Here is a 25,367-nt window from a genome sequence, read left to right as displayed (position 1 = left end):
TAACAGATCAGTTAATTAAGTAAATTGTTAATCATTGATCCCGGTTCAGACGGCGAATTCCTGCCGGGCATATCCCTGCACGAACAAGAGCGCGGTCAGATCGCCGTGATTGATCCGAACGTCACACTGCGCCGCGACCGAAGGCTTGGCGTGCAGTGCCACGCCCAGCCCCGCCCGGTGCAACATGCCCAGATCGTTCGCGCCGTCACCCACGGCGATCACCTCGTCCTCACCGATGCCGATCCGCGCCGTCACCTCCTCCAGCGCATCGACCTTCGCCTGCTTGCCAAGAATCGGCTCCGCCACCTTGCCGGTCAGCACGCCGCCGTCGATCAGCAGCGTGTTGGCGCGGTTCTCATCGAACCCGATCTCCCGCGCCACATGCGAGGTAAAGGCCGTGAACCCGCCGGATACCAGCACCGCATGGCCGCCAGCCGCCTTCATCGTCGCAACCAAGGCCTTGCCACCCGGCATCAGCGTGATCCGCTCCGCCAGCACCTTCTCGATCACATCCGCCTTCAGTCCCTCCAGCAGCCCCACCCGCTCGCGCAGGGCCCCTTCAAAGTTCAGCTCTCCGTTCATCGCCCGCGCGGTGATCTCCTTGACCCGTGCGCCCACGCCCGCCTCGTCGGCCAGTTCGTCAATGCATTCCTGCTGGATCATCGTGCTGTCCATATCCGCCAGCAGCATCCGCTTGCGCCGTCCTTCAGTCGGCACAGCGACAAGGTCCACCTGCATCCCCTGGCAGCTTTCCCAGACCTCCCAGAAATTGCCGGGCATCGCTCCAACCTCGAACTCCGCCGCCTCGTCCGGGGACAACCAGACCGCATCTCCCCCGCCCCAGGCATTGCGCAGGCTCTCCACCAAGGCCGGATCGAGCGCGCGCACGGCAGGAGAAGAAAGAAGCACGACAGTATACATGGGCGAAGTTTCCGATCCGCGTCAGCCATGTCGCAAAAATGCGACCGAGCGGCGGTCTAGACCCATTTTTCCGATTGTGCCAGCCCGCGCAGCGCCTTAGACGCGTCCGTGGGACACCCTTCCCCAACGAAGGGCGCATATCTGAGAGGGTAACAGCAATGGCTACCACGCAACCGGCAACGCGGCCGGACAATAAACCTGTCGCCATCCCGGCGAATCCGCGTTTTTCCTCTGGCCCCTGTGCCAAACCCCCCACTTTCAACCTGAACAACCTCGCCGACGCGCCTCTTGGCCGGTCGCACCGCGCAGCCGAAGGCAAAGCCAAGCTGCTTGAGGCGATCGAGACGACCCGCGAGGTTCTGGGTGTGCCCGCCGACTACAAGATCGGCATCGTGCCCGCCTCCGACACCGGCGCCTATGAAATGGCCATGTGGACGATGCTGGGCGAACGCCCCGCCGAGATGGTCGCCTGGGAAAGCTTCGGCTCCGGCTGGGTGACAGACGTGGTCAAGCAACTCAAGATCGAGGCCACCGTGCACGAAGCGCCCTATGGCGAGATCGTGGACATGGGCGCGCTGAACTACGACCATGACGTCTGTTTCACCTGGAACGGCACGACCTCCGGCGTGCGCGTTCCGACGGGCGATGTCATCCCCGCCGACCGCGCGGGCCTGACACTCTGCGACGCGACCTCGGCCGCCTTCGCGATGGACCTGCCGTGGGACAAGCTCGACGTGACGACCTTCTCCTGGCAGAAGGTGCTGGGCGGCGAAGCTGCCCACGGCATGCTGATCCTGTCCCCCCGCGCCGTGGCGCGGCTGGAAAGCTACACGCCCGCATGGCCGCTGCCGAAGATTTTCCGCCTGACCAAGGGCGGCAAGCTGATCGAGGGCATCTTCAAGGGCGAGACGATCAACACGCCCTCCATGCTCTGCGTCGAAGACTACCTGCAGGCGCTGGAATGGGCGAAATCGGTGGGCGGGCTGAAGGGCCTGATCGCGCGCGCAGATGCCAACGCCCGGGCCGTCGCGGATTTCGTCGCGGCACACGACTGGATCGACTTCCTCGCATCCGACCCCGCAACCCGGTCGAACACCTCGGTCTGCCTCACGTTCACCGACGACCGCATCTCCGATGGCGCTGCCTTTGCCAAGGCCGTGGCCAAGCGGCTCGCGGATGAAAACGTCGCCCTCGACATCGGCGCCTACCGCGACGCGCCTCCGGGCCTGCGCATCTGGTGCGGCGGCACGGTCGAGACCTCGGACATCGAGGCGATGCTGCCCTGGCTCGCCTGGGCCTTCGAGGCCGAAATCTCCTCCTGAACCACGGGTGGGCGACACGCCCACCTTACCCCCATCCCGTAAGGTGGAGGCCCCCTCCACCCCCTTCGTAAGGTGGCCCCCCGGTCCACCCCCGCCAGAAAAGGACCAAGACCATGGCCCCCAAAGTACTCATCTCCGACAAGCTCAGCGACGCCGCCGTGCAGATATTCAAGGACCGCGGCATCGACGTCGATTTCCAGCCCGACCTTGGCAAGGACAAGGACAAGCTGGCCGAAGTCATCGGCAACTACGACGGCCTCGCCATCCGCTCCGCCACCAAGGTGACCGAGAAGATTCTCGAGAACGCGACCAACCTCAAGGTGATCGGCCGCGCGGGCATCGGCACCGACAACATCGACAAGGATGCAGCCTCCAAGAAAGGCGTGATCGTCATGAACACGCCCTTCGGCAACATGATCACCACCGCCGAACACGCCATCGCCATGATGTTCGCCGTGGCCCGCCAGATCCCCGAGGCCTCCGCCTCGACCCACGCGGGCAAGTGGGAAAAGTCCAAATTCATGGGCGTCGAGCTCACCGGCAAGACGCTGGGCGTGATCGGTGCCGGGAACATCGGCGGCATCGTCTGTGACCGCGCGCGCGGGCTCAAGATGAAGGTCATCGCCTACGATCCCTTCCTGGGCGAGGAGAAGGCCAAGAAGATGGGCGTGGAAAAGGTCGAACTGGACGAGCTCCTGAAGCGCGCCGATTTCATCACGTTGCACGTCCCCTACACCGACCAGACCGCCAACATCCTGAGCCGCGAGAACCTCGAAAAGACCAAGAAAGGCGTCCGTATCATCAACTGCGCGCGCGGCGGTCTCGTGGACGAGGAAGCGCTGGCCGATCTGCTGAAATCCGGCCATGTCGCCGGGGCGGCCTTCGACGTTTTCAAAACGGAACCCGCCACCGAGAACCCGCTCTTCAACCTGCCCAACGTCGTCTGCACCCCGCACCTTGGCGCGGCAACCACCGAAGCGCAGGAGAACGTCGCACTCCAAGTCGCCGAACAGATGTCAGACTACCTTCTGACCGGTGCCGTCACCAACGCGCTCAACATGCCCTCCGTGACGGCAGAAGAGGCCAAGGTCATGGGTCCATGGGTCAAGCTTGCCGGTCACCTCGGCGCCTTCATAGGTCAGCTGACGGACGAGCCGATCAAGGCGATCAACATCCTCTACGACGGTTCCGTCGCCAAGATGAACCTCGAGGCGCTGAACTGCGGGGTGGTTGCAGGCATCATGAAGCGTGCCAATCCGGACGTGAACATGGTCTCCGCCCCGGTGGTCGCGCGCGAAAAGGGCATCCAGATCAGCACCACCAACCAGGACAAGTCAGGCGTCTTCGATGGCTACATCAAGGTGACCGTGGTGACCGAGCAGCGCGAACGCTCCATTGCGGGCACCGTCTTTTCCGACGGCAAGCCGCGTTTCATCCAGATCAAGGGCATCAATATCGACGCCGAGGTCGGTGCGCATATGCTCTACACCACAAACGAGGACGTGCCGGGCATCATCGGTACGCTTGGCCAGACCATGGGCGCCAATAACGTCAACATCGCGAACTTCACCCTCGGCCGGGCCGAGGCCAAGGGCGAGGCCATCGCGCTTCTCTACGTGGACGAGGCGGTGCCCGCGCCGGTCATCGACAAGCTCTGCAAGACGGGCCTTTTCCGGCAGGTCAAACCGCTGGAATTCGACGTGGCATGATGGATCGGGGCAGCTTCGGCTGCCCCGTTTGTTTTACCCTCCCGACAGGCTTTCCGCGGGGCATCCCATACGGTAACTCAACGCCATGTCTGACCCGATCTACGCCATTGGCGACATCCACGGCCAACTCGACAAACTGCGACACGCGCTCGACCTGATCGAACGCGACGGTGGGGCGGATGCGCGCATCGTCTTTCTGGGCGATTACACCGACCGCGGCCCGGATAGCCGGGGCGTTCTTGACCTTCTTGTCGAAGGCCAGAAATCAAACCGCAACTGGACCTTTCTCAAGGGCAACCACGACCGGATGTTCAGCTGGTTCATGCAGGATTATCCGCGACACGACGCGATCCTCATGGTCGAACTGTCCTGGCTGCATCCCCGGCTGGGCGGCGACACGACACTTGCCTCTTACGGGGTCGCGGTCACGCCCCAGACCCGCCAGATCGAGGTGCACCGCGCAGCCCGCGATACCGTACCGGAAAGCCACCTGCGCTTTCTCGAAACGCTCGATCTCAGCTTTGAAACGGACAGCCTTTTCTTTGCCCATGCGGGCATTCGCCCCGGTGTCCCGCTGGACCGGCAGGATGAACAGGACCTGCTCTGGATCAGGCGCGAGTTTCACGCACATACGGACCCGCACCCCAAGCTCATCGTTCATGGGCATACGCCTGTCGAACAGGCGCAGCACTACGGCAATCGCGTCAACCTCGACAGCGGCGCGGGCTACGGGAACGCACTGACAGCGGCGGTCTTCGAGGACGAGACATGCTGGCGATTGACAGAGGCGGGACGCGAAAACCTTCTCCCGCATGGCTCCGGCTAGGTACGCAGTCCCTCATTCAGAAGCACAAGGAGCCGTTCCCCAAAGCCCTCGAACGTCGGCCCGTGCAGCAGGGGTGTGCCTGCCTGCTCGATCCGCGCCATGGCTTCCCGGCTTTCCGCATCCGGTCCCGGCCCGGGCTCGCGCAGGACCACGGCGGCAATCCGGCCGGGGTGGCGCGCGATGGCGTCGAGATAGACGAAAGCATCGTGCTGCCCGGTATCACCCACCAGCACGAAGGGCAGGCCGGGATGGGCGGCGATCAGCGTGTCGATGCTGCCCCCCTTGTGATCGCCATGCGTCCCGGTGATGAATTGCGTCCGGCTCACACCGAGATCGCGCAGGAACTTCGGTCCGCGCACAAGGCCCGCACGGTCGAAGATGGTCGCGAGGAAATCATGCAGGTTCCATGGGCTCGAGCTGACATAATAAACCGGGTTCCGCCCACCTTCGGTGAGGTGCTGCATGAAGGTCACCGCATCCGGAAAGACCTGCCGGGTCAGCGCATTGCCGGTCAGCGAGGTCCAGAGGTTCCGAGCCAGCGAATACGCACCGGTCCTGAGCATCGTGTCGTCGATGTCCGACACAACCACGAATGCCGCATCATCGCCCGCGATCATCACGGGACAGGCCACCGCCACATCGGTGTCCACGATCCGCACGATGACGTCCTGCCAGCCCCTCCGGTCGTCCCGCGCAAGCAGAAGGGTGAAATAGCCCTCCTCGTCGGTATGCGCCGTCATCCCTTCGGCAGAGATCTCCACATCCGCGACCTCGTCCGTCAGGAAAAGCCCAAGCATCTGCCTGAAGTTGACCCAGCGGGATTGCTCTGCCCGCGGGGCGTTGCGCCTGAGCGCGGTCAGCACCCGGCCCCGCACGACCAGATGATCGGGCGTCGCGTAGCCGATATAGGGTTCGATCACCCGGCGTTTGTCGCGCTGTCCGCGAACCGCGTCGATCACCCTCTCGATCCGCCAGACGACGGCATGAAGTGCTTTGCGTACCATGTCCCATGAACGCACGATCCGGCGGCTTGGTTCAACCAGGCGCGGGCACAAAGGAAAAAGCCCGCTGACGGCCCGTCAGGGCTGACAATGGGCCCGGAATTGCCGTAGATACCGCAAAACTTCGGGAGAATTCACATGACCAACGACATCGTCATCCTCGGCGGCGCACGGACCGCCATCGGCACCTTCGGCGGCGCGCTTGCCGCGACACCGCCCATCGACCTCGGCACGGCTGCTGCCAAGGCCGCGATGGAGCGCGCGGGCGTCGAGCCGGGCCAGATCGGGCACGTCGCCTTTGGCCACGTCATCAACACAGAACCGCGCGACATGTACCTCAGCCGCGTCGCCGCGATGCAGGCGGGCGTGCCCGACACCGTGCCCGCGATGAACGTGAACCGCCTCTGCGGCTCTGGCGTGCAGGCCATCGTCTCGGCCGCGCAGTCGTTGATGCTGGGGGACGCTGATTTCGCGCTGGCGGGCGGGGCTGAGAGCATGTCGCGCGCGCCCTACATCCTGCCCGATGCCCGCTGGGGTCAGAAAATGGGCGATGTACGCACGCTCGACATGATGCTGGGCGCGCTCAACTGCCCCTTCGGCACCGGCCATATGGGGATCACGGCAGAGAATGTCGCGGGCGAGCACCAGATCAGCCGCGAGGAGCAGGACGCCTTCGCACTGGAAAGCCAGAACCGCGCAGCGGCGGCCATCGCGGCGGGCCATTTCACGGACCAGATCACCGCGGTCGAAGTGCGCGTGAAGCGCGACATGGTGCCCTTCGAGGTCGACGAACACCCCAAGGCGACCACGGCGGAAGCGCTCGCCGGTCTGCGCCCGGTCTTCCAGGAGGACGGCAGTGTGACGGCGGGCAATGCCAGCGGCATCAACGACGGCGCGGCTGCGGTTGTGCTGGCTACGGCAGAGGCCGCCGAAAAAGCGGGGCTCACCCCGCGGGCGCGTATCATTGGATACGCTCATGCAGGCGTGCGGCCGGAAGTGATGGGCATCGGCCCGGTGCCGGCAGTGGAAAAGCTGCTGCAGCGGACGGGCCTTAAGGCCGAGGATTTCGACGTCATCGAAAGCAACGAGGCTTTCGCGGCTCAGGCGCTTGCCGTCACCAAGAACCTCGGCCTCGACCCGGTCAAGGTGAACCCCAATGGCGGCGCCATCGCCTTGGGCCATCCGGTGGGTGCCACGGGCGCGATCATCACCGTCAAGGCGATCTATGAGCTGGAGCGGATCGGCGGCAAGCGGGCGCTCATTACCATGTGCATCGGCGGCGGCCAGGGCATCGCCATGGCCATCGAGCGGATGGGCTAGGAACACAGGCGCGTTCGGTTTCCCCAGACCGAACGCGCCAGCTTGCTCTCGCCCCTTCAGCGCGGAAGTCTGCGAGGTGCCACATCCATCAGCCGAGGTCGCGCCGCTTTCGCACCGCTTTGGCGAGCGGCCCGCCAGTGGGTTCGTCGCGCCGGACGACGGTCCCGTCCAAAGCTTCGATCGCATCCCGCAGTAACATCGGCTTGCCAAACAGGTATCCCTGCGCGCGATCCGCCCCCATTTCGGTAAGAATCCTCGCCTGTTCAGGCGTCGCCACGCCTTCGACCACGACGCCCAGCCCGAGGTTTCCCGCGATGTCCAGAACGCCATCCAGCAGGAAGCGCGCCTCGTCCGAGGTTGCGATCTGTTCGATGATCGTCCGGTCGATCTTGACCTCGTCGACGATTGCCGACCGGAGATAGGACAACGACGAGTATCCGGTGCCGAAATCGTCTATGGAAATCCGCGAGCCCAGGGCACGCAGTTCCCCCATGATGAACTGCGCCTGTTCCCAATCCCTCAGCTCGGCCGATTCCGTGATCTCAAGGGTCAAAAGATGCGGCAGAAGCCCGGAAACCTCAAGCGCCCGATCCACCCAACCGACGATCCGCCGCGTATTGAAGTGCAGGGCGGACAGGTTCACGCTGACGGAAACACCGGTGCCGTTGACCCTGTTGTAATAGGCGATTTCCCGCGCGGCGACATCGAGGACGTATTTGTCCAGCTCGAAGATCCGTCCGCTTTCCTCTGCAATGCGGATCAGCTCTTCGGTACGTACGATATTGCTGTCCCGCACCCACCGGACAAGTGCCTCAAAGCCATAGACCTCCCGTCCGGGCAAGAAGACCTTGGGCTGCAAGTACAAATCAAGCTCACCGCGTGCGATGGCACCGGGAAGGCTCTCTACAAGGGTACGACGTTCGAAATACTGCCCTTCGAGAATCTGGTTATATTGCGTAAGCCTGCCACGCCCGCTTGTCTTGGAGGAATAAAGCGCGAAATCCGCCACGCGACAGAGGGAATCGACCGTGCGTGACGCATCGGGGCCAAGCTGCCGACTGGTCACAAAACCGATGCTCAGCCCGATCTGGATCGCTTCACCCTCGAATACCAGCCCTTTGCGCGCGTCCTAAAGCAACAGCTCGCAACTGGATATCAGGCCTTCAACATGGTCGGTATTGAGAACCATGGCGAATTCATCTCCGCCAAGACGCGCCGCGAAACCTTCCCAGTGTGCCGCATAGCTCTGTAGAAGCTGCGCGACCCGAAAAAGCACCGCGTCCCCTGCCGCGTGCCCGTATGTGTCGTTGATGCCCTTGAACTCATCGAGGTCCACCAGGACCAGGGCGACCGGCCTTTCGGCCTTGAGGCTTGCGTCCAGCCGGTTTTGGAACTGTGTCCGGTTCGGCAGTTTGGTAAGCTGATCGAAATAAGCCAGAAACTCGACATGCCGCTCCGCACGTTCCCGCGCGACGCGGCTCAGAACCTCGCTGCGCAGCAAAAGCAGAGCGGCCGCCCCGACAACAGTGATCGCAGCAAGCGCCGTCAGCACGGCAAGGCGCTGCTGACGCACCGCCTCGGCCTGGTCGCGCATCAGTTCGTTCTGGAAACGCGTTACGATCTCCTGAAAGAGAACCAGGGCACGCCGCGCCTCATCCGACGCGGGAAGCAGTTCTGACCATGTCTGCCCAATGTCCGGGAAATCCGACGCAATTGCACGGTCCGCAATCTCGATGACGCCATCAAGCGCCGCAATGGCTTCTGCCGCCGGGTCCTTCGCGTGGTCGCGATTGATGCTGCCCGCAAAGAAGTCACGCCGAACGAAAAGGATATCCGTCGCCTCGACAAAGGCGCGTCTGTCTTCCGGTGTCAGCGATCCGTGCACGGCCCCGTTCTGCGCGATCAGCAAGAGCCTTTGAAGGTCGCTCATCGACACAAAGCCATTGCGGATGTCGCGGTCGTCGAAGACCTGCTGGTTCAAATTGAGCTGCTCGACCGACCGCTCGACAAAGACGCCTGCCGAAAGGCAAAGAAGCACCAGTCCGGCAAGCGAAAGCGACAACCCAATGCGCGTTGCAAGCGCATTGAGCAGCCGTCTCCTGAGTTGAAGTCGGCGAGCATCTCGCGCCATCTTGTCCTACGATTTCGCGGCTTCGATACGTGCCGCCATCCAGACCAGGTGATCTTCGCGCGCTGCGCTGTGGGACGAGTAGCTGTCCATGTCTATGACGAACTGTATTGGACCCCGTGCGCGGCGCGAATGGGCCGCCCCGTCGACACGTGTGGCGACAAGCACATCCAGATCAAGCCAGATTTCCCGAGGGATCGCCACACGATAGTCGTTCTCGGCGGTCACGCTGATCGCCTCGGCATCGGCAGGGCCATGCGCCTCAAGCAGGTCCCTCAAGAGGACGCCCTCGAAGTTCGCGGGCTGGCTCCGCCATGGCGTCGTGGTCTGCAAACTATAGGTCGGCAGGGTTTCAAGCTGACCCGGTGCATAGCGCGTCTCGGTCCCGTCCGGGGCGATGACGGTCAATTCGGCGGGTGTGTGTTCTATCGCCGGCAGGCTGACGGGTTTCGGGGCTGCCAGCGCCGCATGGGGGAGCATCGCAAAAAGCGCAATGACCCCCGAAGTGAGAAGACGTCTCATGTTCCGAGTCCTTTAATCGCCTGTAGTCCTGTCGCAGTTCATGTAACGCAGACGGTAAAGAACCGGTTGATTTTTCGGGTGCCCCATCGGCGAAGAAGTCAGGGATTCGCATCAATTCGAGGAAAGTACCCGGGCCAACAAATTCGTTCCGCCCCGATTGAACCTGCCGCCCTAGAACGCGGCCTGGATCGCCGCGAAAACGCCCGCCCCGACCAGCGCACCAACGAAAGCCGCCAGCGCGAACCACCGCTTGCGCGGGCGGCGGTCCACCGGCGCCGGATTGCTTTGCTGCATCAGAACATCCTCGACCAGCGCGGGCAGGCGCGGGCCAAAGCGCGCCAGCACCTGCGCGGTATTGGCAAAGTCATGCAGCACCGCGCGCGGACCGATGGATTTGCTGATGTAGTTGCTGACGATGGGGCTCGCGATTTCCCAGATGTTGATATGCGGGTTGAGCGACCGCGCAACGCCTTCGACCACGACCATGGTGCGCTGCAAAAGGATCAGCTCGGTCCGCGTTTCCATCCCGAAACGCTCCGTCACCTCGAAGAGATAGGTCAGAAGCCGCGCCATCGAGATGCGGGTGGCGTCCATGCCAAAGATCGGCTCGCCCACCGCGCGCAGGGCGCGGGCGAATTCGTCGACGTCCTTGTCGGCGGGCACATAGCCTGCCTCGAAATGCACCTTGGCGACGCGCTGATAGTCGCGGCGGATGAAGCCATAGAGAATCTCGGCGTAGACCCGGCGCGTGTATTCGTCGATGTAGCCCATGATGCCGAAATCGTAGGCGACGATGTCCCCATTCGGCGCGACCTTGAGGTTGCCCTGGTGCATGTCGGCGTGGAAATAACCGTCGCGCAGCGCGTGGTTGAGGAACAGTTGCAGCACCCGATTGCCCAGCGCCACCCGGTCATGCCCCGCCGCATCTAGCGCGTCATTATCGCCCAGCGAAACCCCGTCCGCCCAGCCCAGCGTCATCACCCGGCGCCCCGACAGGTGCCATTTGACCTGAGGCACGCGGAACCCCTCGTCGCCATCGGTATTGGCGGCGAATTCAGAGGCAGCAGCGCTTTCCAGCCGAAGGTCCAGCTCTCCGCGCACCACGCCGTCGAAATGTTCGATCACATCCGTGGGGCGCAGACGTCGGGAACCGGGCGAGAAGAACTCCGCCATGCCAGCGGCCAGGTAGAAAGCATCGACATCCTTGCGGAAGGCGCGCTCGATATTCGGGCGCAGCACCTTGACCGCGACTTCCTCACCGCTGGACGCAATCCGCGCCTTGTGCACCTGCGCGATGGAGGCGGCGGCCACGGCATCGCTGAATTCCGAGAACATTCTGTCGACGGGCTGGCCCAGCTCGCGCTCCACCTCGGCCTTGGCCTCTTCGGTCGAGAAGGGCGGCAGCTTGTCCTGCAGCACGCGCAGCTGAACGGCCATGTCGTCCCCGACGACATCCGGGCGCGTCGACAGGATCTGGCCGAACTTGATATAGGCAGGCCCCAAAGCCGTCAGCGCACGGGTGGCGGGCGGCATCGACGGATCGCCCCTGTAGCCCAGCCATTTGAACGGCAGACCGAGCGCCCTAGCAACGAAGCGCAGCGCCGGTGGCGCGTCGAAGGCGTCGAGCACGATCTTCATCGCACCCGTGCGCTCCAGCGTGGCGCCCGTGCGGGCCAGCCGCCATATGTTGTGCGGTCCGCGCAAGTGTCAGAGCTTCCAGCCGGAATGCAGGCAGGCGATGCCCATGCTCAGGTTGCGGTACTTGGCCTGCTCGAAACCCGCCGCACGGACCATGCCGAGGAAGGTCTCCTGATCGGGGAAATTGCGGATCGATTCCACAAGGTACTGATAGCTGTCGCGGTCGTTGGCGATCACCTGCCCCATGCGCGGGATCACGTTAAAGCTGTAGAGGTCGTAGGCCTTCTGCATCATCGGGTTGGGCAGCTGGCTGAACTCCAGTACCATCAGCCGCCCGCCGGGTTTCAGCACGCGGTAGGCCTCGTGCAGCGCCTTCTGCGGATCGGTGACGTTCCGGATGCCGAAGCTGATGGTGTAGACGTCGAAACTGCTGTCCTCGAAGGGCAGCGCCATCGCGTCGCCTACGACCCAATCAAGGCTGTCCGCCAGCTGCGCCGCCTCGGCGCGCTTGCGCCCCTCGACCAGCATGCCTTCGGTCAGGTCGCAGACGGTGGCGTGGCCATATCCCGCGCGTTTGAGGAACTTGAAGGAAATGTCGCCGGTCCCACCCGCCACATCCAGCAGCCGTTGACCGGGGCGCGGGGCCAGCCAGTCCATCATCGCCTCTTTCCACAGGCGGTGGATGCCGACGCTCATCACGTCGTTCATGATGTCGTACTTGTTGGCGACGTCCGAAAACAGGTCGCGAACCATGCCTGCCTTTTCTTCCTCGCGCACGGTGCGCGCACCGAAGTGAGTCGTGCGCTCGTCGCGCGCGCCGGGGAAAGGCGTCTTGTCCGTCATGGTCTTCGTCCCGATATTGTCAAAGCCGAGATATAGCGCCAGAGAGCCAGATACAAACCGCCAATTGCCGCAGGAATGGGGCAAACGCGCGAAAAGGATGGGGAAATGCCGGAACTGCCCGAGGTCGAAACCGTCATGCGCGGGCTTGCGCCCGCGATGCAGGGTGCCGTGATCGCTCAGGCGGACGTGAACCGCCCCGACCTGCGCTGGCCCTTTCCGCCCCGCATGGCCGAGCGGCTGGCGGGCCAGCAGGTGCTTGGGTTGCGGCGGCGGTCCAAGTACATCCTGGCCGATCTTGCCTCGGGGGAATCACTGCTGATCCACCTTGGCATGTCGGGCCGGATGCTGATTTCGGGCGATCCACTGGGGCAATTCCTGCATGAGCATCCCATGCCCGAGAAACACGACCACGTGGTGTTGCACATGGACAACGGCGCGCGGATCACCTTCAACGACCCGCGCCGGTTCGGGGCGATGGACCTGCTGGAGACCGCGACAGCGGAGCAGCACAAGCTGCTCGCGTCCATCGGTCCTGAACCCTTGGGCAATGGGTTTCACGCGGATTACTTGATTGAAATGTTTCGCGCGCGAAACATTCCGGTGAAATCCGCGCTGCTTGATCAACGTATCGTTGCAGGGTTGGGAAATATCTATGTCTGTGAAGCGCTTTACCGGGCGCGCATCCATCCGGCACGAAAAGCGGGCCGCATCTCGGCCGCGCGGGTGGCGGGGCTGGTGCCAATCATCCGCGACGTGCTGAGCGAAGCGATCGAGGCGGGCGGATCATCCCTGCGCGACTACCGGCAGGCGGACGGAGAGCTGGGATATTTCCAGCACCGCTTCGACGTTTATGGCCGAGAAGGTGACCACTGCCGCACGCCCGATTGCGGCGCACCGGTGCGGCGAATGGTGCAATCGGGGCGGTCGTCTTTCTATTGCAGTCAATGCCAAAGATAGCTTGAAACGCGTCCGGGCCGTGATATGCACAAGCCTCGTGCGCAATAACCGAGAGCTTCCTTCATGGCATACGAAACGATCACGCTGGACGTCGACAACCACGTGGCGGTCATCACCCTGAACCGTCCCGATGCGCTGAATGCGCTGAACGATCAGCTGATGGGCGAACTGGCGGACTGTCTGAAAGGCTGCCAGGACAACGAGAAGGTGCGCTGCATCATCATCACCGGATCGGAGAAGGCTTTCGCCGCCGGTGCCGACATCGCGATGATGAAGGACAAGAGCTTTGTCGAGGCCTTTACCGAAGACCTCTTTACGCCTGAGACCGATCAGATCATGCGGGTGCGCAAGCCAATGATCGCCGCGGTGTCCGGCTATGCGCTGGGCGGGGGCTGCGAACTGGCGATGATGTGCGATTTCATCATCTGCACCGAGACCGCGAAATTCGGCCAGCCCGAGATCAACCTTGGCGTCGTCGCCGGCATCGGCGGCACGCAGCGCCTGACGCGTCTGGTGGGCAAGGCCAAGGCGATGGACATGAACCTCACGGGCCGCTTCATGGATGCGGCCGAGGCCGAGCGCGCGGGGCTTGTGAGCCGCGTGGTACCGGTGAAGAAGCTGATGGAAGAGGCGATGGGTGCCGCGCAGAAGATCGCCGAGAAATCCATGGTCTCGGTCATGGTTGTGAAAGAAGCGGTGAACCGCGCCTATGAGGTCCCGCTGCGCGAAGGGCTTCTGTTCGAGCGCCGCGTGTTCCATTCGCTTTTCGCGACCGAGGACCAGAAGGAAGGCATGAGCGCGTTCCTTGAAAAGCGCGAGGCGCAGTTCCGGGACAAGTAGGCCAGTGGACATGCGGCCCGGCCCGAGCCGCCGATACCTTTCGGCGGCCCGCTGGCGGGTTCGGACGGTCGCCCTTTACAACCCCGGTCTATCCCGGCTATAGCGCCCGCCAGACATGCGCGTGCAGCCCGCTCAGGCTAGAATCACCTTCCCGGTATATCCGGCACGGGTTTGGCGTCACGCGCCTTAACTTGAACATAACCCGAAGGTAGATACTCATGGCAAACACCCCCCAGTCGAAAAAGCGCGCGCGCCAGAACGAAAAGCGTTTCCAAGTCAACAAGGCACGCCGTTCGCGGATTCGCACGTACCTGCGCAAGGTCGAGGAAGCGATCGCTTCCGGTGACAAAAATGCCGCAACCGAAGCCCTGAAGAACGCCCAGCCCGAGCTGATGCGCGGCGTCACCAAGGGTGTTTTCCACAAGAACACCGCGGCACGCAAAATGTCCCGTCTGTCGGCGCGCGTGAAGGCGCTGGGCTAACCCTGTAAGGCTTTTGCAGAGCTTCTCAGCCTAATTGGTTGAAATTCAAAGGCATCGCTTGGCGGTGCCTTTTTCTTGCCCAGAAGGTCTCAAAAATCGGCCATAGATTCTTTTCGGGCATTTGCCGAGTCAAGTTTGAAGATTTGTTGAAGCGCCCCCTTCGAACTTGCTACCAACGTGAGGCGATTCACGAGGTCGCTGGGGGGACAGGCTCTGAATATCGGGCGCGTTGTGCGGTGCGTTATCGAGACCAGGGGCCATCGTCGGACTGTTCGGTCTGGCTTGATGAACTGCAACTGCGCTGCCGCGTCGTTGCCCTGTCACAAATTGAAATCGCGGACGGCTTCGTCCCACGGTATGCGCCTTTGGAGGTGGCATAGCGACGGGTGAGTTGTGCGTAAATTGTCCATCCGGACACAGGCCGGTTTCTTCGTTGGGACCGAATGGCGGCCTGCGTCCTGACGAAAGAAGTCGCCGGGATGAACCCGGCTTGGGTAAAGATAGGGATTGAAGTTAGGAATGACGCAGGAACAGTGGGGCGAAATCAGGCAGCGGCTTCTGAAAACGGTGGGGCAGAACAATTACACCACGTGGATCGAACCGATGGAGCCGGGCGGGGTTGCGAACGGGATCGCGACGCTAGAGGTGCCGACGAATTTCTTTGGGAACTATGTGAGTCAGAATTTCTCTGACCTCATCCTGCACGAGATCAACGCCGAGGGCATTACCGCCTCGCGTCTCAACTTCGTGCTGAATGGGCAGCGAAACAAGACAGCCAATCCGCAACCCGAAGCGCCGCGCAAGACGGCGGTGGTGGCCAGGACCACGTCCAACGGTATCGCCGGGACGGCGCCCCTGGACCCGCGTTTCAGCTTTGACAATTTCGTCGTAGGCAAACCGAACGAACTGGCCCATGCCGCCGCGCGCCGCGTGGCAGAAGGTGGACCGGTCACGTTCAACCCGCTGTTTCTCTACGGTGGCGTCGGCCTCGGCAAGACGCACCTGATGCACGCGATTGCGCAGGAGCTGAAGCTGCGCAAGCCCGAGATGAACGTGCTTTACCTGTCGGCCGAGCAGTTCATGTACCGCTTTGTTCAGGCGCTGCGCGACCGCAAGATGATGGACTTCAAGGAATTGTTCCGCTCGGTCGATGTGCTGATGGTGGACGACGTGCAGTTCATCGCCGGAAAGGACAGCACGCAGGAAGAGTTTTTCCATACGTTCAATGCCTTGGTCGATCAGCACAAGCAGATCATCATCTCGGCCGACCGCGCGCCGACGGACATCAAGGACCTGGAGAACCGCGTGAAATCACGCCTGCAGTGCGGTCTGGTCGTGGACCTGCACCCGACAGACTATGAGCTGCGCCTCGGCATCCTGCAAAGCAAGCTGGGGATGCAGAAGAAGACCTATCCCGATCTGCAGATCGAGGACGGGGTGCTGGAATTCCTGGCGCACCGCATCACCTCGAACGTGCGTGAACTGGAAGGCGCCCTGACCCGCCTCTTTGCCTTTGCTTCGCTCGTGGGGCGGCAGATTGATATGGATCTGACGCAGGACTGCCTTGCGGATGTGCTGCGCTCGAACGAGCGCAAGATCACCGTTGAGGAAATCCAGCGCAAGGTGAGCGAGCATTACAACATCCGCCTGAGCGATATGATCGGACCGAAGCGCCTGCGGAGCTATGCGCGCCCCCGGCAGGTGGCGATGTATCTCTCCAAGCAGATGACCAGCCGGTCGCTGCCCGAGATCGGACGCCGCTTTGGCGGGCGGGACCACACTACCGTCATGCACGGGGTGCGCCGGATCGAGGAGCTCAAGCAAAGCGACAGCCAGATCGCCGAGGACCTCGAGCTGCTGTCGCGGGCGCTGAAATCCTGACGCGAAAAAGACACGAGCAGTGAGGACTTGAGGGGCCCGGGTGGCCCCTCTTGCATTTGAGCCGTGAAACACTCAAAAGTCTTGTGAAAACGGGGGAAAAGGGTAGTCTGCCTCTCCCGGCGGTCCTCAGGGGAGACAGCACATGAAATTCAGCATCGAGCGCGCAGACCTGCTCAAGGCCGTCGGCCAGGCGCAGTCCGTCGTCGAGCGGCGCAACACCATCCCGATCCTCGCCAACGTGCTGATCGAGGCCGATGGGGGCGAGGTTTCCTTCCGCGCGACGGACCTCGATATCGAGGTCGTGGACCGTGTGGGTGCGCAAGTCGAGCGCGCGGGCGCGACGACGGTTTCGGCGACACTGCTGCACGAGATCGTGCGCAAGCTGCCGGATGGGGCGCTCATTACCCTGACCGCCGACAGCGCGGCGGGGCGGATGACGGTCGAGGCGGGGCGCTCGAACTTCTCGCTCGCGACATTGCCGCGCGAGGATTTTCCGGTCATGGCGTCCTCGGAATACGCCTCGAACTTCAGCGCGCCCGCGCCGGTGCTGCGGCGGCTGTTCGACAAGTCGAAATTCGCGATCTCGACCGAGGAGACGCGGTATTACCTGAATGGCGTCTACATGCATGTCTCGCATGCCGACGGCGGCAAGGTGCTGCGCTGTGTGGCCACGGACGGGCATCGCCTTGCGCGGATCGACGCGGACCTGCCGGAAGGGGCTGCCGACATGCCCGGTGTGATCGTGCCGCGCAAGACCGTGGGCGAATTGCGCAAGCTGCTTGATGATGACGACGCCAAGATCGCCGTGTCCGTGTCCGAGACCAAGGTGCGGTTCGCGACACCCGAAATCACGCTGACGTCCAAGGTGATCGACGGCACTTTCCCGGACTACACCCGCGTCATTCCGCAGGGGAACACGCGGAAGATGGAAGTGGATGCCTCGGACTTTGCGCAGGCGGTGGACCGGGTGGCGACGGTCAGCTCGGAACGCTCGCGCGCGGTCAAGATGCAGCTGGACGAGGACCGTCTGCTGCTGTCGGTCAATGCGCCCGACAGCGGTGCTGCAGAGGAAGAGCTGGTGGTTGCCTATGGCGACGACCGGCTGGAGATCGGGTTCAACGCCAAGTACCTGCTGGAAATTGCCAGCCAGGTGGACCGTGAGAACGCGGTGTTCCTGTTCAACTCTTCGGGTGATCCGACCCTGATGCGCGAAGGCAACGATATGTCGGCGGTCTATGTCGTCATGCCGATGCGTGTGTGAGGGGCGCGGACTTTTTGAAAAGTCCGGTCCGATTTCTTTGAAGAAATCGGTACTTGCCGCAAGCGTGATCCGGGGTGTCCGGAGATTTCGAAATCTCCGGATCGTTTCCTTTGAAGGAAACGGGTGCGGGTCGTGACCGGTCTTTATCTTTCGCAAATCACCCTCTCGCATTTCCGCTCGCACAAGCGCGCGGTGATCGACTGCGACGCACGGCCCGTGGTCCTCTACGGGCCGAATGGGGCGGGCAAGACCAACATCCTCGAAGCCGTTTCGCTGTTCTCCCCCGGACGCGGGCTGCGCCGGTCGAGCGCCGAGGACATGACGCGGCGGCCCGAGGCGCTGGGGTGGAAGATCACCGGCGTCCTGCATTCCCTGCACCAGGTGCATGAGCTTGAAATCTGGTCGGAAAACGGTGCGGCCCGGCAGACGCGGATCGACGGCAAGGCGGCACCACAGACCGCGCTGGGGCGGATTGCGCGGGTGCTTTGGCTGATCCCGGCGATGGACAGACTGTGGATCGAAGGGGCGGAGGGGCGGCGGCGGTTCCTCGACCGGATGACGCTGAGTTTCCTGCCCGATCACGCGGACCATGCGTTGAGCTACGAAAAGGCCATGCGTGAACGGAACAGGCTGCTGAAGGACATGGTGCGGGAACCCTCGTGGTACGCGGCACTTGAAGCGCGAATGGCGGAGAGCGGGGCAGCCATGCATGCCGGGCGCCTGGCCGCGCTGGAGGCGATCTCGGGCGCGCAGGAACAGGCGGAGACGGCGTTTCCTGCCGCCACGCTTGAATTGCTTTGTGACATGCCTGCGGAAGCGGCTGATCTGCGCGCCGCGCTCGCGGAGAACCGTCAGCGGGACCTTGCGGCGGGGCGCACGCTGATCGGACCGCACCGCGCGGACCTTTACGGTGTCTACGCGGCCAAGGGGGTTCCGGCCAAGGATTGTTCAACCGGGGAGCAGAAGGCGCTGCTGGTCTCCCTGATCCTCGCCAATGCTCGTGCTTTGGCGGATGATTTCGGCGCGCCGCCTTTGCTCTTGCTTGATGAAGTGGCCGCGCATCTCGATGCGGACCGGCAGGCGGCGCTTTATGACGAGATCTGCGCGCTGGGCGCGCAGGCCTGGATGACCGGGACCGGGCCGGAAATGTTTGCCGCGCTGGGGACGCGCGCACAGGTTCTGGAGGTGACGGAGACCGGCGGCGTTTCCGAGGTGAAGAAGGTCGCGTGAACCGCGCCCCGGCTCCACAAAATCTTGTGCCATTTGCGTGACAACCCCCTCAAAAAACACTATAAATCGGGCAAAAGAAAAAGGTTTCTCCCGCATGTCCGAGCAAGAAAAGACACCACAGGAATATGGTGCGGATTCGATCAAGGTTCTCAAAGGCTTAGAGGCAGTTCGCAAGCGTCCCGGGATGTATATCGGGGACACCGACGATGGCTCGGGTCTGCATCACATGGTCTACGAGGTCGTCGACAACGGTATCGACGAGGCGCTGGCCGGTCATGCGGACCGTGTGGAGGTCACGATCCACGAGGATAACTCCGTTTCGGTACGCGACAACGGGCGCGGCATCCCCGTAGGTATCCACGAGGAAGAGGGTGTCTCGGCGGCGGAGGTCATCATGACCCAGCTGCACGCGGGCGGTAAATTCGACAGCAATTCCTACAAGGTCTCGGGCGGTTTGCACGGGGTGGGCGTGTCAGTGGTAAACGCGCTGTCGGACTGGCTGGAGTTGCGCATCTGGCGCGAGGGTAAAGAGCATGTCGCGCGCTTTGAAGGGGGCTTTACGGTAAAGCACCTGGAGGTTGTGGGTGAGACGGAGGAGACCGGCACCGAGGTGCGGTTCCTGGCGTCCACAGCGACCTTCTCGAACGTGAATTATTCCTTCGAGACGCTGGAAAAGCGACTGCGCGAGCTTGCGTTCCTGAACTCGGGCGTGCGGATCATCCTGCGCGACGAACGGCCCGTGGAACCCCTGCAGACAGAGCTTTTCTACGAGGGCGGGGTCAAGGAATTCGTCAAGTATCTCGACCGGCACAAGAGCTCGGTCATGCCGGAGCCGATCTTTATCACCGGGGAGCGGGACGACATCGGCGTCGAGGTGGCGATGTGGTGGAACGACAGCTACCACGAGAACGTGCTGCCCTTTACCAACAACATCCCGCAGCGGGATGGCGGCACGCATATGGCGGGCTTTCGCGGGGCGCTGACGCGGACGATCAACAATTACGCGCAGTCCTCGGGGATCGCGAAGAAGGAAAAGGTGACCTTTACCGGGGACGACGCGCGCGAGGGGCTGACCTGTGTGCTGTCGGTCAAGGTGCCCGACCCGAAGTTCTCGAGCCAGACCAAGGACAAGCTGGTGTCTTCCGAGGTGCGCCCGGCGGTCGAAGGGCTGATGAACGAGAAGCTGGCCGAATGGTTCGAGGAGAACCCCAATGAGGCCAAGATCATCGTCGGCAAGATCATCGAAGCCGCACAGGCGCGGGAAGCGGCGCGCAAGGCGCGGGAACTGACGCGGCGCAAGACGGCGATGGATGTGAACTTCCTTGCCGGGAAGCTGAAGGATTGCTCGGAGAAAGACCCTTCCAAGACCGAGGTTTTCCTGGTCGAGGGTGACAGTGCCGGTGGGTCGGCCCAGACCGGCCGGGACCGGCAGACGCAGGCGATCCTGCCGCTGAAAGGGAAGATCCTGAACGTCGAGCGGGCGCGGTTCGACCGGATGCTCGGCTCTCAGGAGATCGGCAATCTCGTCATGGCGCTGGGCACCGGGATCGGGCGGGATGAGTTCGATATCTCGAAACTGCGCTACCACAAGATCGTCATCATGACGGACGCGGACGTGGACGGGGCGCATATCCGCACGCTGCTGCTCACGTTCTTCTACCGCCAGATGCCCGAGCTGATCGAGCGCGGGCACCTCTACATCGCCCAGCCGCCGCTCTACAAGGTGACGCGCGGCAAGTCCGAGGTCTACCTCAAGGACGAGGCGGCGATGGAGGAATACCTGATCGCGCAGGGGGTCGAGGGCGCGATGCTGCGGCAGGGGAACGGCGAAGAGATCACCGGGCAGGACCTTGCCCGCGTCGTGGACATGGCGCGGCAGTTGCGCCGGGTGCTGGAGGCCTTCCCGACGCATTACCCGCGCCATATCCTTGAACAGGCCGCGATTGCAGGGGCCTTCGTGCCCGGTGCGGTGGACCGCGACCTTCAGGGCGTGGCGGATAAGGTGGCGGAACGTCTGGACCTGATCGCGCGGGAGTACGAGCGCGGCTGGCAGGGGCGGATCACGCAGGACCACGGGATCAAACTGGCGCGTATCCTGCGCGGGGTGGAAGAGGTCCGCACGCTGGACGGCAAGATGCTGCGGTCGGGCGAGGCGAAGAAATCAGGTTCCTTTACGGAGCATTTGCAGGATGTCTACGACCTGCCCGCGACGCTGGTGCGCAAGGACAGGACGCAGTTGATCAACGGGCCGATGGACCTTCTGGATGCGATCCTTGAAGAAGGCGAGCGGGGCCTGTCGCTGCAGCGCTACAAGGGGCTGGGCGAGATGAACCCCGACCAGCTGTGGGAGACGACGCTGGACCCGGATGCGCGGACGCTGTTGCAGGTCAAGGTGGATGACATGGCCGAGGCGGATGACCTCTTCACCAAGCTGATGGGTGACGTGGTGGAGCCACGGCGGGAGTTCATCCAGGAGAACGCGTTGAGCGTGGAGAACCTGGATTTCTGAGTGTGGCCGGACTTTTTGAAAAGTCCGGTCCGATTTCTTTGAAGAAATCGTGTGGCGGTTAGCGCAGACCGTTGCGCGCGATGAATGTCGCGAGGTCGAGGATCAGCTGGCCCCGCGCACGGGCGATGGCATTGGCACCGCCAGCGGGATCATAGGGCACCGACAGATCGAAAAGACCCGCCCGTTCGCGGCGGCCGTTCTCGACAGCGACGAAATACTGCCCAGACGCGCGAAAAGTGCCGCTGGTCGTTGCCACGAGTTCGGCGAAACGGACCTCAAGCCGGGCATCCGGAAAGGCTTCGAACGGCCAGGGTTCGGAGGCGACGCGGCGGTCGGTCAGGCGGGCGAGATTCTGGCTGAGCTCAAGCGCGATGGCGCGTTCGGGGGAATCCGCCCAGAGCACGTCCGAGGAGCTGACCAGCGTGCCGTCGTCGGTCTGGGTGTGGATCTCATCCGCTGCTGCGTAGCTGGGCAGGGACACGTCGCGGACTTCGACCGAGGCGAAGGAGATCGGCGTCTTTTCGACAATCGCGGGCGGTGCCACGGCGAAACGCTCGGGCGATCCACAGGCGGCGAGCGCAAACGGCAGAAGGAAGATCGAGAGGCGGGCAGCAAAGGTCATGTCTATCGTCCGAGCAAGAGCGAATTGGGGTTACGTTCGATGGTCCGCGCAAGCGATGCAAGCGCATCGGCTGCCTTTTGAATATCGCGCAGGGCGGATTGCGCGGAGCGGGTCAGTTCCTCGCCCCGGTTATAGCCCTCGATGGTGCGGCCCGCCTGGTTGAAAAGCTGCGTCAGCCGTTCGACGATCTGCGGCAGGTCCTGGGACGATACGGCAATGCTGTCCGCCGCGTTGCGGGCGGAGGCAAGCGTGCGGTTGACGTTGTCGATTGCGCCGCCCTCGCGCAGTTCCTGGAGGGTGAAATTGACCTCGTCCAGCGCGCGGTTGAGCGAGCGCGGCAGGGCGACGGCATCTTCGGTGCCGACAATCTCGTCGATGGACTTCGTAAGCGCCGTAAGTTCGGCAAAAAGCTCTTCGACCGCGAGGCCGTCGGCCTTGGCCGCCACGGCCTCGATCTGGGCGACGAGTTCCGGGACGCCAGCGACCGAGGTCTCGACCGCGCTGGCGGCTTTGGCGGCACTGTCGAGGGCTCGGGACAATTCGGCCACCACGCGCTGTTCCTCAAGCTCCGCCACAAGGCCCTCGACGCGGGCAAGCGTCGCGTTCAGTGACACCGGGATATTTTGCACGTCTTCGGACGTCACCAGCCCCTGCAGATCGGCCAAAAGCTCGCGCAGGTCGGTGGGGGTGTTGCGCAGGTCCTCGCTCGAGATGAAGGCTTCGGCTGAATCGAGGAAGGTGATTGCGGAATTCAGCAGCTCTTCGATGGGCAGGTTGTTGATCCGGGTAAAGACCCCCTCGACAGTCGCAGCGGCGTCGGAGGTTTCGTTCGCGGTCGTGGGCATGATCGGCAGGCCACCGTCCGGGCTGGCAAGCTCTGCGGCGGGGGCCTCCGGCACTATAACCATCTCGACCTTGAGGCCGCCGGTCAGCAGGCTGGCCGAGGCGAGCCGTGCGCGCAGGCCCTCGGTGACGCGGCTTTGCAGGAAGCTGAGCGCCGCGGCGGCCGTCACCTCGCCCTGCAGCCCCAGACGCGCGGGCTGGATGGACAGGTTCGCGTTGAGCCGCACGCGACTATCACCGAATTGATCGACATCGACGATCCCGTTCAGGGCCGAGACCTCGCCGATTTTCAGACCGGCCAGTTCGACGGGCGCGCCGACGGCAAGGCCAGAGATATTGTCATCGAAGATCACGCTGATTTCGAGCGGATCGACCGAGGAGGCGTTGAAGAGTGAACTGCGGGCGGATTCCTTGTCAGGGAAGACCTCGAAGATCATTCCGTCCTGCACGGGGCCGCCGCCCGAGACGAAGGTGTCGAAGGTCACGCCACCCCCCACGAGCGTCGCGACCGAGGAAAAGTCGATTGCGGCACCGGCAGGGCCGATGTTCACGCTGAAGCCAGAGACATCCCAGAAGCGGGTGGACTGATTGATGAGGTGCCGGTGTTCCTCGTAGATCAGCGCCTCGACGATAGCGAAATTCCCACGCGGTGCGATGCTGGCGCGGCCCATGCGGCCGACTTCGATGCCCTTGTAGAGAATCGGGGCATTGTCGGTGAGCTGGCCGTTGGCGACGGTGCGAAAGGCAAGCTCAAGCCCCGACTGGCCGGGGCGGATCAGCGGTGCCTGAGACGCGCCCTGGAACCGCGCCATATAGGGACCCGGCTGATCGTCCCAGGAACCTTCGATGTAGACCCCGCTCAGCACCGTGCTGAGCCCGGTGATGCCCTGCGCCGATACCTCGGGCTGGACGATCCAGAAGACCGCGCTGGAATCGATGAAGGGGGCCACGTCCTTGTCCACGCGGACGCTGGCGGTCACCTTTTCAAGCCCTTCGGTAAAGCCCACCTTTTCCACGACGCCGACGGTGATGTCGCGATAGCGCAGCTCCGTCTCGCCCGATTTGATCCCGGCGCCCTGTTCGAATTCGATCACGATCAGCGGGCCACGGTCGTTGAAGCTGGACCACGCGACATAGAGCGCCGCGACGAGGGCCAGCAGGGGAATGATCCAGACAATCGACGCGCCGCTCAGAAATACCTTGCGGGCGGGCGATACCGTCACTTCTGGCAGGTCGTCACTCATGTCTTGCGCGGTCTCCCCCTGGCCTGAACGTCCCAGATCATGCGGGAGTCGAATGCCTGCGCCGAAAGCATCGTGAAGATCACCGACAGGGCAAAGAAGATCGCCGCAGGGCCGGGATTGATGGATGCCAGTGTTCTCAGTTGCACCAGCGCCGAGAGGATCGCAACCACAAAGATATCGATCATGGACCAGCGCCCGATATACTCGACAATCTCGTACATGAACTGGCGGCGGTGGTTCGAGAAATTGACCTTTTGCGTCACGCTGATGGCGAGGTAGGCGATGGCCCAGAACTTGGCCAGCGGGATCACCACAGAGGCAAAGAGGATGATGGCGGCAATGCCGTAGGCGCCGTAGTGGGCCAGCTCGACCGCGCCGCCGATGATCGTGCTTTCATCGACCTGGAACAACGTCTGCGTGCGCAGCATCGGATAGGTGTTGGCGGGGATGTAGCAGATGAAGCCGACGATCCAAAAGGCCCAGACGCGCTGCAGGCTGTGCGGGTCACGCGCGTGCAGTTTGTGGCCGCAGCGCGGGCAGCGGTTAGTCCCGGCGGGCGAGGCCTTGGTGCACCGTTTGCAGGCGACGATGCCAAGCTCGCGTGCGCTCAGGATGTCTTGGGATGTTCCAGACGATGCCATACGGACCACTTGCACATGAAACTGTCCTGCGCGATCACGAGGACGACGAGACTGCCGAACATCCAGAACGCGGGGCCAAAGCCCACGTTGGCAAGATCGGACACTTTGACGAGCGCCACGGCACAGCCGATGGCAAAGATTTCGGCCATGGACCACGGACGCAGCGCTTCGGACAGGCGGAAGGCCCAGATCGCATGGCGCGCGGCCGGTTTGTCGAGAACCAGCGGGACCAGCACGTAGAGCGTCAGCATCACCCGCAGCATCGGGATGAAGATGATCAGCCCGGCGGTGGCCAGCGACAGCAGGATCATCGGGCCACCCGAAAAGGCGAGGGCCGCGTCGAGGATCGAGACCGCGTTCTTGTTGCCTGCCGCGTCGATGGTGAGGAACGGATAGACCGCAGCGCCGATGATCAGGAACAGCACGGCGAGCGCCACGGCGATGATATGCAGCCCCGCGTTGCGGCGCGGCGCGATCAGCACCTTGTGGCAGCGCTGGCAGACCGCACGTTCGCCCTTTTCGGGCTTCTTCATGCGGTAGGCGGCATCGCATTGCGGACAGACGATCAGATCGTCCAGCACGTAATCCACGTCTCTGTCGGCGAAGTCCTTCATAGCTCGTTGATAT

Annotated in this window: 22 protein-coding genes; 11 read left to right on the top strand and 11 right to left on the bottom strand. The window is 63.1% G+C overall.

Features of this window, described 5'->3' with window-relative positions:
- Window positions 1-45 precede the first annotated feature (45 nt).
- Window positions 46-921 carry a phosphoserine phosphatase SerB gene (gene serB, locus AB2B41_RS00380; protein ID WP_367875746.1) on the bottom strand — a complete coding sequence of 292 codons (876 nt, stop codon included), beginning with the start codon at window positions 919-921 and terminating at the stop codon, window positions 46-48.
- Window positions 922-1,079: 158 nt separating this feature from the next.
- On the opposite strand from serB, the gene AB2B41_RS00375 reads away from it, so the two are divergent.
- The 3 genes from AB2B41_RS00375 to AB2B41_RS00365 all read left to right on the top strand — a co-directional run bounded on the left by AB2B41_RS00375 (window position 1,080) and on the right by AB2B41_RS00365 (window position 4,778).
- Window positions 1,080-2,243 carry a phosphoserine transaminase gene (locus tag AB2B41_RS00375; RefSeq protein ID WP_367875745.1) on the top strand — a complete coding sequence of 388 codons (1,164 nt, stop codon included), beginning with the start codon at window positions 1,080-1,082 and terminating at the stop codon, window positions 2,241-2,243.
- 113 nt (window positions 2,244-2,356) lie between these two features.
- Window positions 2,357-3,952, top strand: a complete 1,596-nt coding sequence (serA, locus tag AB2B41_RS00370; protein ID WP_367875744.1) for a phosphoglycerate dehydrogenase — start codon at window positions 2,357-2,359, stop codon at window positions 3,950-3,952.
- An 85-nt stretch (window positions 3,953-4,037) separates the two neighbouring features.
- Complete coding sequence (locus AB2B41_RS00365; RefSeq protein WP_367875743.1) at window positions 4,038-4,778, top strand: metallophosphoesterase family protein; 741 nt, start codon at window positions 4,038-4,040, stop codon at window positions 4,776-4,778.
- Here AB2B41_RS00365 and AB2B41_RS00360 read toward each other — a convergent pair.
- Window positions 4,775-5,782: a phosphatase domain-containing protein gene (locus tag AB2B41_RS00360; protein WP_367875742.1), complete on the bottom strand. Its 1,008-nt coding sequence runs from the start codon at window positions 5,780-5,782 to the stop codon at window positions 4,775-4,777. The two genes, AB2B41_RS00365 and AB2B41_RS00360, sit on opposite strands and share 4 nt — an antisense overlap.
- Window positions 5,783-5,917: 135 nt before the next feature.
- Here AB2B41_RS00360 and AB2B41_RS00355 point away from each other — a divergent pair, with 135 nt between their 5' ends.
- Entirely contained in the window at window positions 5,918-7,099 is a 1,182-nt protein-coding gene (locus AB2B41_RS00355) for an acetyl-CoA C-acyltransferase family protein (protein ID WP_367875741.1), read from the top strand.
- An 88-nt stretch (window positions 7,100-7,187) separates the two neighbouring features.
- Here AB2B41_RS00355 and AB2B41_RS00350 read toward each other — a convergent pair whose 3' ends face one another.
- From AB2B41_RS00350 to ubiE, 5 genes are all read right to left on the bottom strand, one after another.
- Window positions 7,188-8,165 carry an EAL domain-containing protein gene (locus AB2B41_RS00350; RefSeq protein ID WP_367875740.1) on the bottom strand — a complete coding sequence of 326 codons (978 nt, stop codon included), beginning with the start codon at window positions 8,163-8,165 and terminating at the stop codon, window positions 7,188-7,190.
- A 63-nt stretch (window positions 8,166-8,228) separates the two neighbouring features.
- Window positions 8,229-9,161, bottom strand: a complete 933-nt coding sequence (locus AB2B41_RS00345; protein WP_367875739.1) for a diguanylate cyclase domain-containing protein — start codon at window positions 9,159-9,161, stop codon at window positions 8,229-8,231.
- 75 nt (window positions 9,162-9,236) lie between these two features.
- A complete protein-coding gene (locus AB2B41_RS00340) occupies window positions 9,237-9,749 on the bottom strand; it encodes a putative pterin-binding protein (RefSeq protein WP_367875737.1) in 513 nt (170 codons plus the stop codon).
- A gap of 171 nt (window positions 9,750-9,920) precedes the next feature.
- Window positions 9,921-11,453, bottom strand: a complete 1,533-nt coding sequence (gene ubiB, locus AB2B41_RS00335; RefSeq protein WP_367875736.1) for a 2-polyprenylphenol 6-hydroxylase — start codon at window positions 11,451-11,453, stop codon at window positions 9,921-9,923.
- Between the two features lie 3 nt (window positions 11,454-11,456).
- Complete coding sequence (ubiE, locus tag AB2B41_RS00330; protein WP_367875735.1) at window positions 11,457-12,230, bottom strand: bifunctional demethylmenaquinone methyltransferase/2-methoxy-6-polyprenyl-1,4-benzoquinol methylase UbiE; 774 nt, start codon at window positions 12,228-12,230, stop codon at window positions 11,457-11,459.
- A 105-nt stretch (window positions 12,231-12,335) separates the two neighbouring features.
- On the opposite strand from ubiE, the gene mutM reads away from it, so the two are divergent.
- The 7 genes from mutM (at window position 12,336) to gyrB (ending at window position 21,390) form a co-directional block, all read left to right on the top strand.
- Window positions 12,336-13,187, top strand: coding sequence for a bifunctional DNA-formamidopyrimidine glycosylase/DNA-(apurinic or apyrimidinic site) lyase (mutM, locus tag AB2B41_RS00325; RefSeq protein ID WP_367875734.1), 852 nt, complete (start codon window positions 12,336-12,338; stop codon window positions 13,185-13,187).
- Between the two features lie 63 nt (window positions 13,188-13,250).
- Window positions 13,251-14,027 (top strand): enoyl-CoA hydratase, encoded by a 777-nt coding sequence (locus tag AB2B41_RS00320; RefSeq protein WP_367875733.1) that lies wholly within the window; start codon window positions 13,251-13,253, stop codon window positions 14,025-14,027.
- Between the two features lie 218 nt (window positions 14,028-14,245).
- The gene (gene rpsT, locus AB2B41_RS00315; protein WP_367875732.1) at window positions 14,246-14,509 is read left to right on the top strand and encodes a 30S ribosomal protein S20; all 264 of its coding nucleotides are present in this window, start codon (window positions 14,246-14,248) and stop codon (window positions 14,507-14,509) included.
- 519 nt (window positions 14,510-15,028) lie between these two features.
- A complete protein-coding gene (gene dnaA, locus AB2B41_RS00310) occupies window positions 15,029-16,390 on the top strand; it encodes a chromosomal replication initiator protein DnaA (RefSeq protein WP_367875731.1) in 1,362 nt (453 codons plus the stop codon).
- Window positions 16,391-16,532: 142 nt separating this feature from the next.
- Window positions 16,533-17,651, top strand: coding sequence for a DNA polymerase III subunit beta (gene dnaN / locus AB2B41_RS00305; RefSeq protein WP_367875730.1), 1,119 nt, complete (start codon window positions 16,533-16,535; stop codon window positions 17,649-17,651).
- A 132-nt stretch (window positions 17,652-17,783) separates the two neighbouring features.
- Window positions 17,784-18,881 carry a DNA replication/repair protein RecF gene (gene recF, locus AB2B41_RS00300; RefSeq protein WP_367875729.1) on the top strand — a complete coding sequence of 366 codons (1,098 nt, stop codon included), beginning with the start codon at window positions 17,784-17,786 and terminating at the stop codon, window positions 18,879-18,881.
- A gap of 94 nt (window positions 18,882-18,975) precedes the next feature.
- Window positions 18,976-21,390 carry a DNA topoisomerase (ATP-hydrolyzing) subunit B gene (gene gyrB / locus AB2B41_RS00295; RefSeq protein ID WP_367875728.1) on the top strand — a complete coding sequence of 805 codons (2,415 nt, stop codon included), beginning with the start codon at window positions 18,976-18,978 and terminating at the stop codon, window positions 21,388-21,390.
- Window positions 21,391-21,448: 58 nt separating this feature from the next.
- Here gyrB and AB2B41_RS00290 read toward each other — a convergent pair whose 3' ends face one another.
- From AB2B41_RS00290 to AB2B41_RS00275, 4 genes are read right to left on the bottom strand one after another with little or no spacing between them, the layout of a single operon-like run.
- On the bottom strand, window positions 21,449-22,012 hold the full coding sequence (locus AB2B41_RS00290; protein WP_367875727.1) for a PqiC family protein: 564 nt from the start codon (window positions 22,010-22,012) through the stop codon (window positions 21,449-21,451).
- A gap of 2 nt (window positions 22,013-22,014) precedes the next feature.
- Window positions 22,015-24,099, bottom strand: coding sequence for an MlaD family protein (locus AB2B41_RS00285; protein WP_367875726.1), 2,085 nt, complete (start codon window positions 24,097-24,099; stop codon window positions 22,015-22,017).
- Window positions 24,096-24,740, bottom strand: a complete 645-nt coding sequence (locus AB2B41_RS00280) for a paraquat-inducible protein A (protein WP_367875725.1) — start codon at window positions 24,738-24,740, stop codon at window positions 24,096-24,098. Before AB2B41_RS00280 ends, AB2B41_RS00285 begins: the two co-directional genes overlap by 4 nt.
- Window positions 24,707-25,354 (bottom strand): paraquat-inducible protein A, encoded by a 648-nt coding sequence (locus AB2B41_RS00275; RefSeq protein WP_367875724.1) that lies wholly within the window; start codon window positions 25,352-25,354, stop codon window positions 24,707-24,709. The genes AB2B41_RS00280 and AB2B41_RS00275 overlap by 34 nt, the downstream gene beginning before the upstream one ends.
- Window positions 25,355-25,367: the final 13 nt, after the last annotated feature.

Origin of the sequence: Sulfitobacter sediminis (genome assembly GCF_040811725.1) — a bacterium.
In the GTDB taxonomy this organism is placed as follows: Bacteria; Pseudomonadota; Alphaproteobacteria; order Rhodobacterales; family Rhodobacteraceae; genus Sulfitobacter; species Sulfitobacter sediminis.
The sequence above is the reverse complement of the archived record's forward strand: the minus strand, read 5'-3'. Positions and strand labels throughout refer to the sequence as shown.

What these genes read in the sequence shown, in the direction of transcription:
- serB (WP_367875746.1), bottom strand. Translation starts at nt 921, where the DNA reads ATGTATACTGTCGTGCTTCTTTCTTCTCCTGCCGTGCGCGCGCTCGAT.
- AB2B41_RS00375 (WP_367875745.1), top strand. Translation starts at nt 1,080, where the DNA reads ATGGCTACCACGCAACCGGCAACGCGGCCGGACAATAAACCTGTCGCC.
- serA (WP_367875744.1), top strand. Translation starts at nt 2,357, where the DNA reads ATGGCCCCCAAAGTACTCATCTCCGACAAGCTCAGCGACGCCGCCGTG.
- AB2B41_RS00365 (WP_367875743.1), top strand. Translation starts at nt 4,038, where the DNA reads ATGTCTGACCCGATCTACGCCATTGGCGACATCCACGGCCAACTCGAC.
- AB2B41_RS00360 (WP_367875742.1), bottom strand. Translation starts at nt 5,782, where the DNA reads ATGGTACGCAAAGCACTTCATGCCGTCGTCTGGCGGATCGAGAGGGTG.
- AB2B41_RS00355 (WP_367875741.1), top strand. Translation starts at nt 5,918, where the DNA reads ATGACCAACGACATCGTCATCCTCGGCGGCGCACGGACCGCCATCGGC.
- AB2B41_RS00340 (WP_367875737.1), bottom strand. Translation starts at nt 9,749, where the DNA reads ATGAGACGTCTTCTCACTTCGGGGGTCATTGCGCTTTTTGCGATGCTC.
- ubiE (WP_367875735.1), bottom strand. Translation starts at nt 12,230, where the DNA reads ATGACGGACAAGACGCCTTTCCCCGGCGCGCGCGACGAGCGCACGACT.
- mutM (WP_367875734.1), top strand. Translation starts at nt 12,336, where the DNA reads ATGCCGGAACTGCCCGAGGTCGAAACCGTCATGCGCGGGCTTGCGCCC.
- AB2B41_RS00320 (WP_367875733.1), top strand. Translation starts at nt 13,251, where the DNA reads ATGGCATACGAAACGATCACGCTGGACGTCGACAACCACGTGGCGGTC.
- rpsT (WP_367875732.1), top strand. Translation starts at nt 14,246, where the DNA reads ATGGCAAACACCCCCCAGTCGAAAAAGCGCGCGCGCCAGAACGAAAAG.
- dnaA (WP_367875731.1), top strand. Translation starts at nt 15,029, where the DNA reads ATGACGCAGGAACAGTGGGGCGAAATCAGGCAGCGGCTTCTGAAAACG.
- dnaN (WP_367875730.1), top strand. Translation starts at nt 16,533, where the DNA reads ATGAAATTCAGCATCGAGCGCGCAGACCTGCTCAAGGCCGTCGGCCAG.
- gyrB (WP_367875728.1), top strand. Translation starts at nt 18,976, where the DNA reads ATGTCCGAGCAAGAAAAGACACCACAGGAATATGGTGCGGATTCGATC.
- AB2B41_RS00290 (WP_367875727.1), bottom strand. Translation starts at nt 22,012, where the DNA reads ATGACCTTTGCTGCCCGCCTCTCGATCTTCCTTCTGCCGTTTGCGCTC.
- AB2B41_RS00285 (WP_367875726.1), bottom strand. Translation starts at nt 24,099, where the DNA reads ATGAGTGACGACCTGCCAGAAGTGACGGTATCGCCCGCCCGCAAGGTA.
- AB2B41_RS00280 (WP_367875725.1), bottom strand. Translation starts at nt 24,740, where the DNA reads ATGGCATCGTCTGGAACATCCCAAGACATCCTGAGCGCACGCGAGCTT.
- AB2B41_RS00275 (WP_367875724.1), bottom strand. Translation starts at nt 25,354, where the DNA reads ATGAAGGACTTCGCCGACAGAGACGTGGATTACGTGCTGGACGATCTG.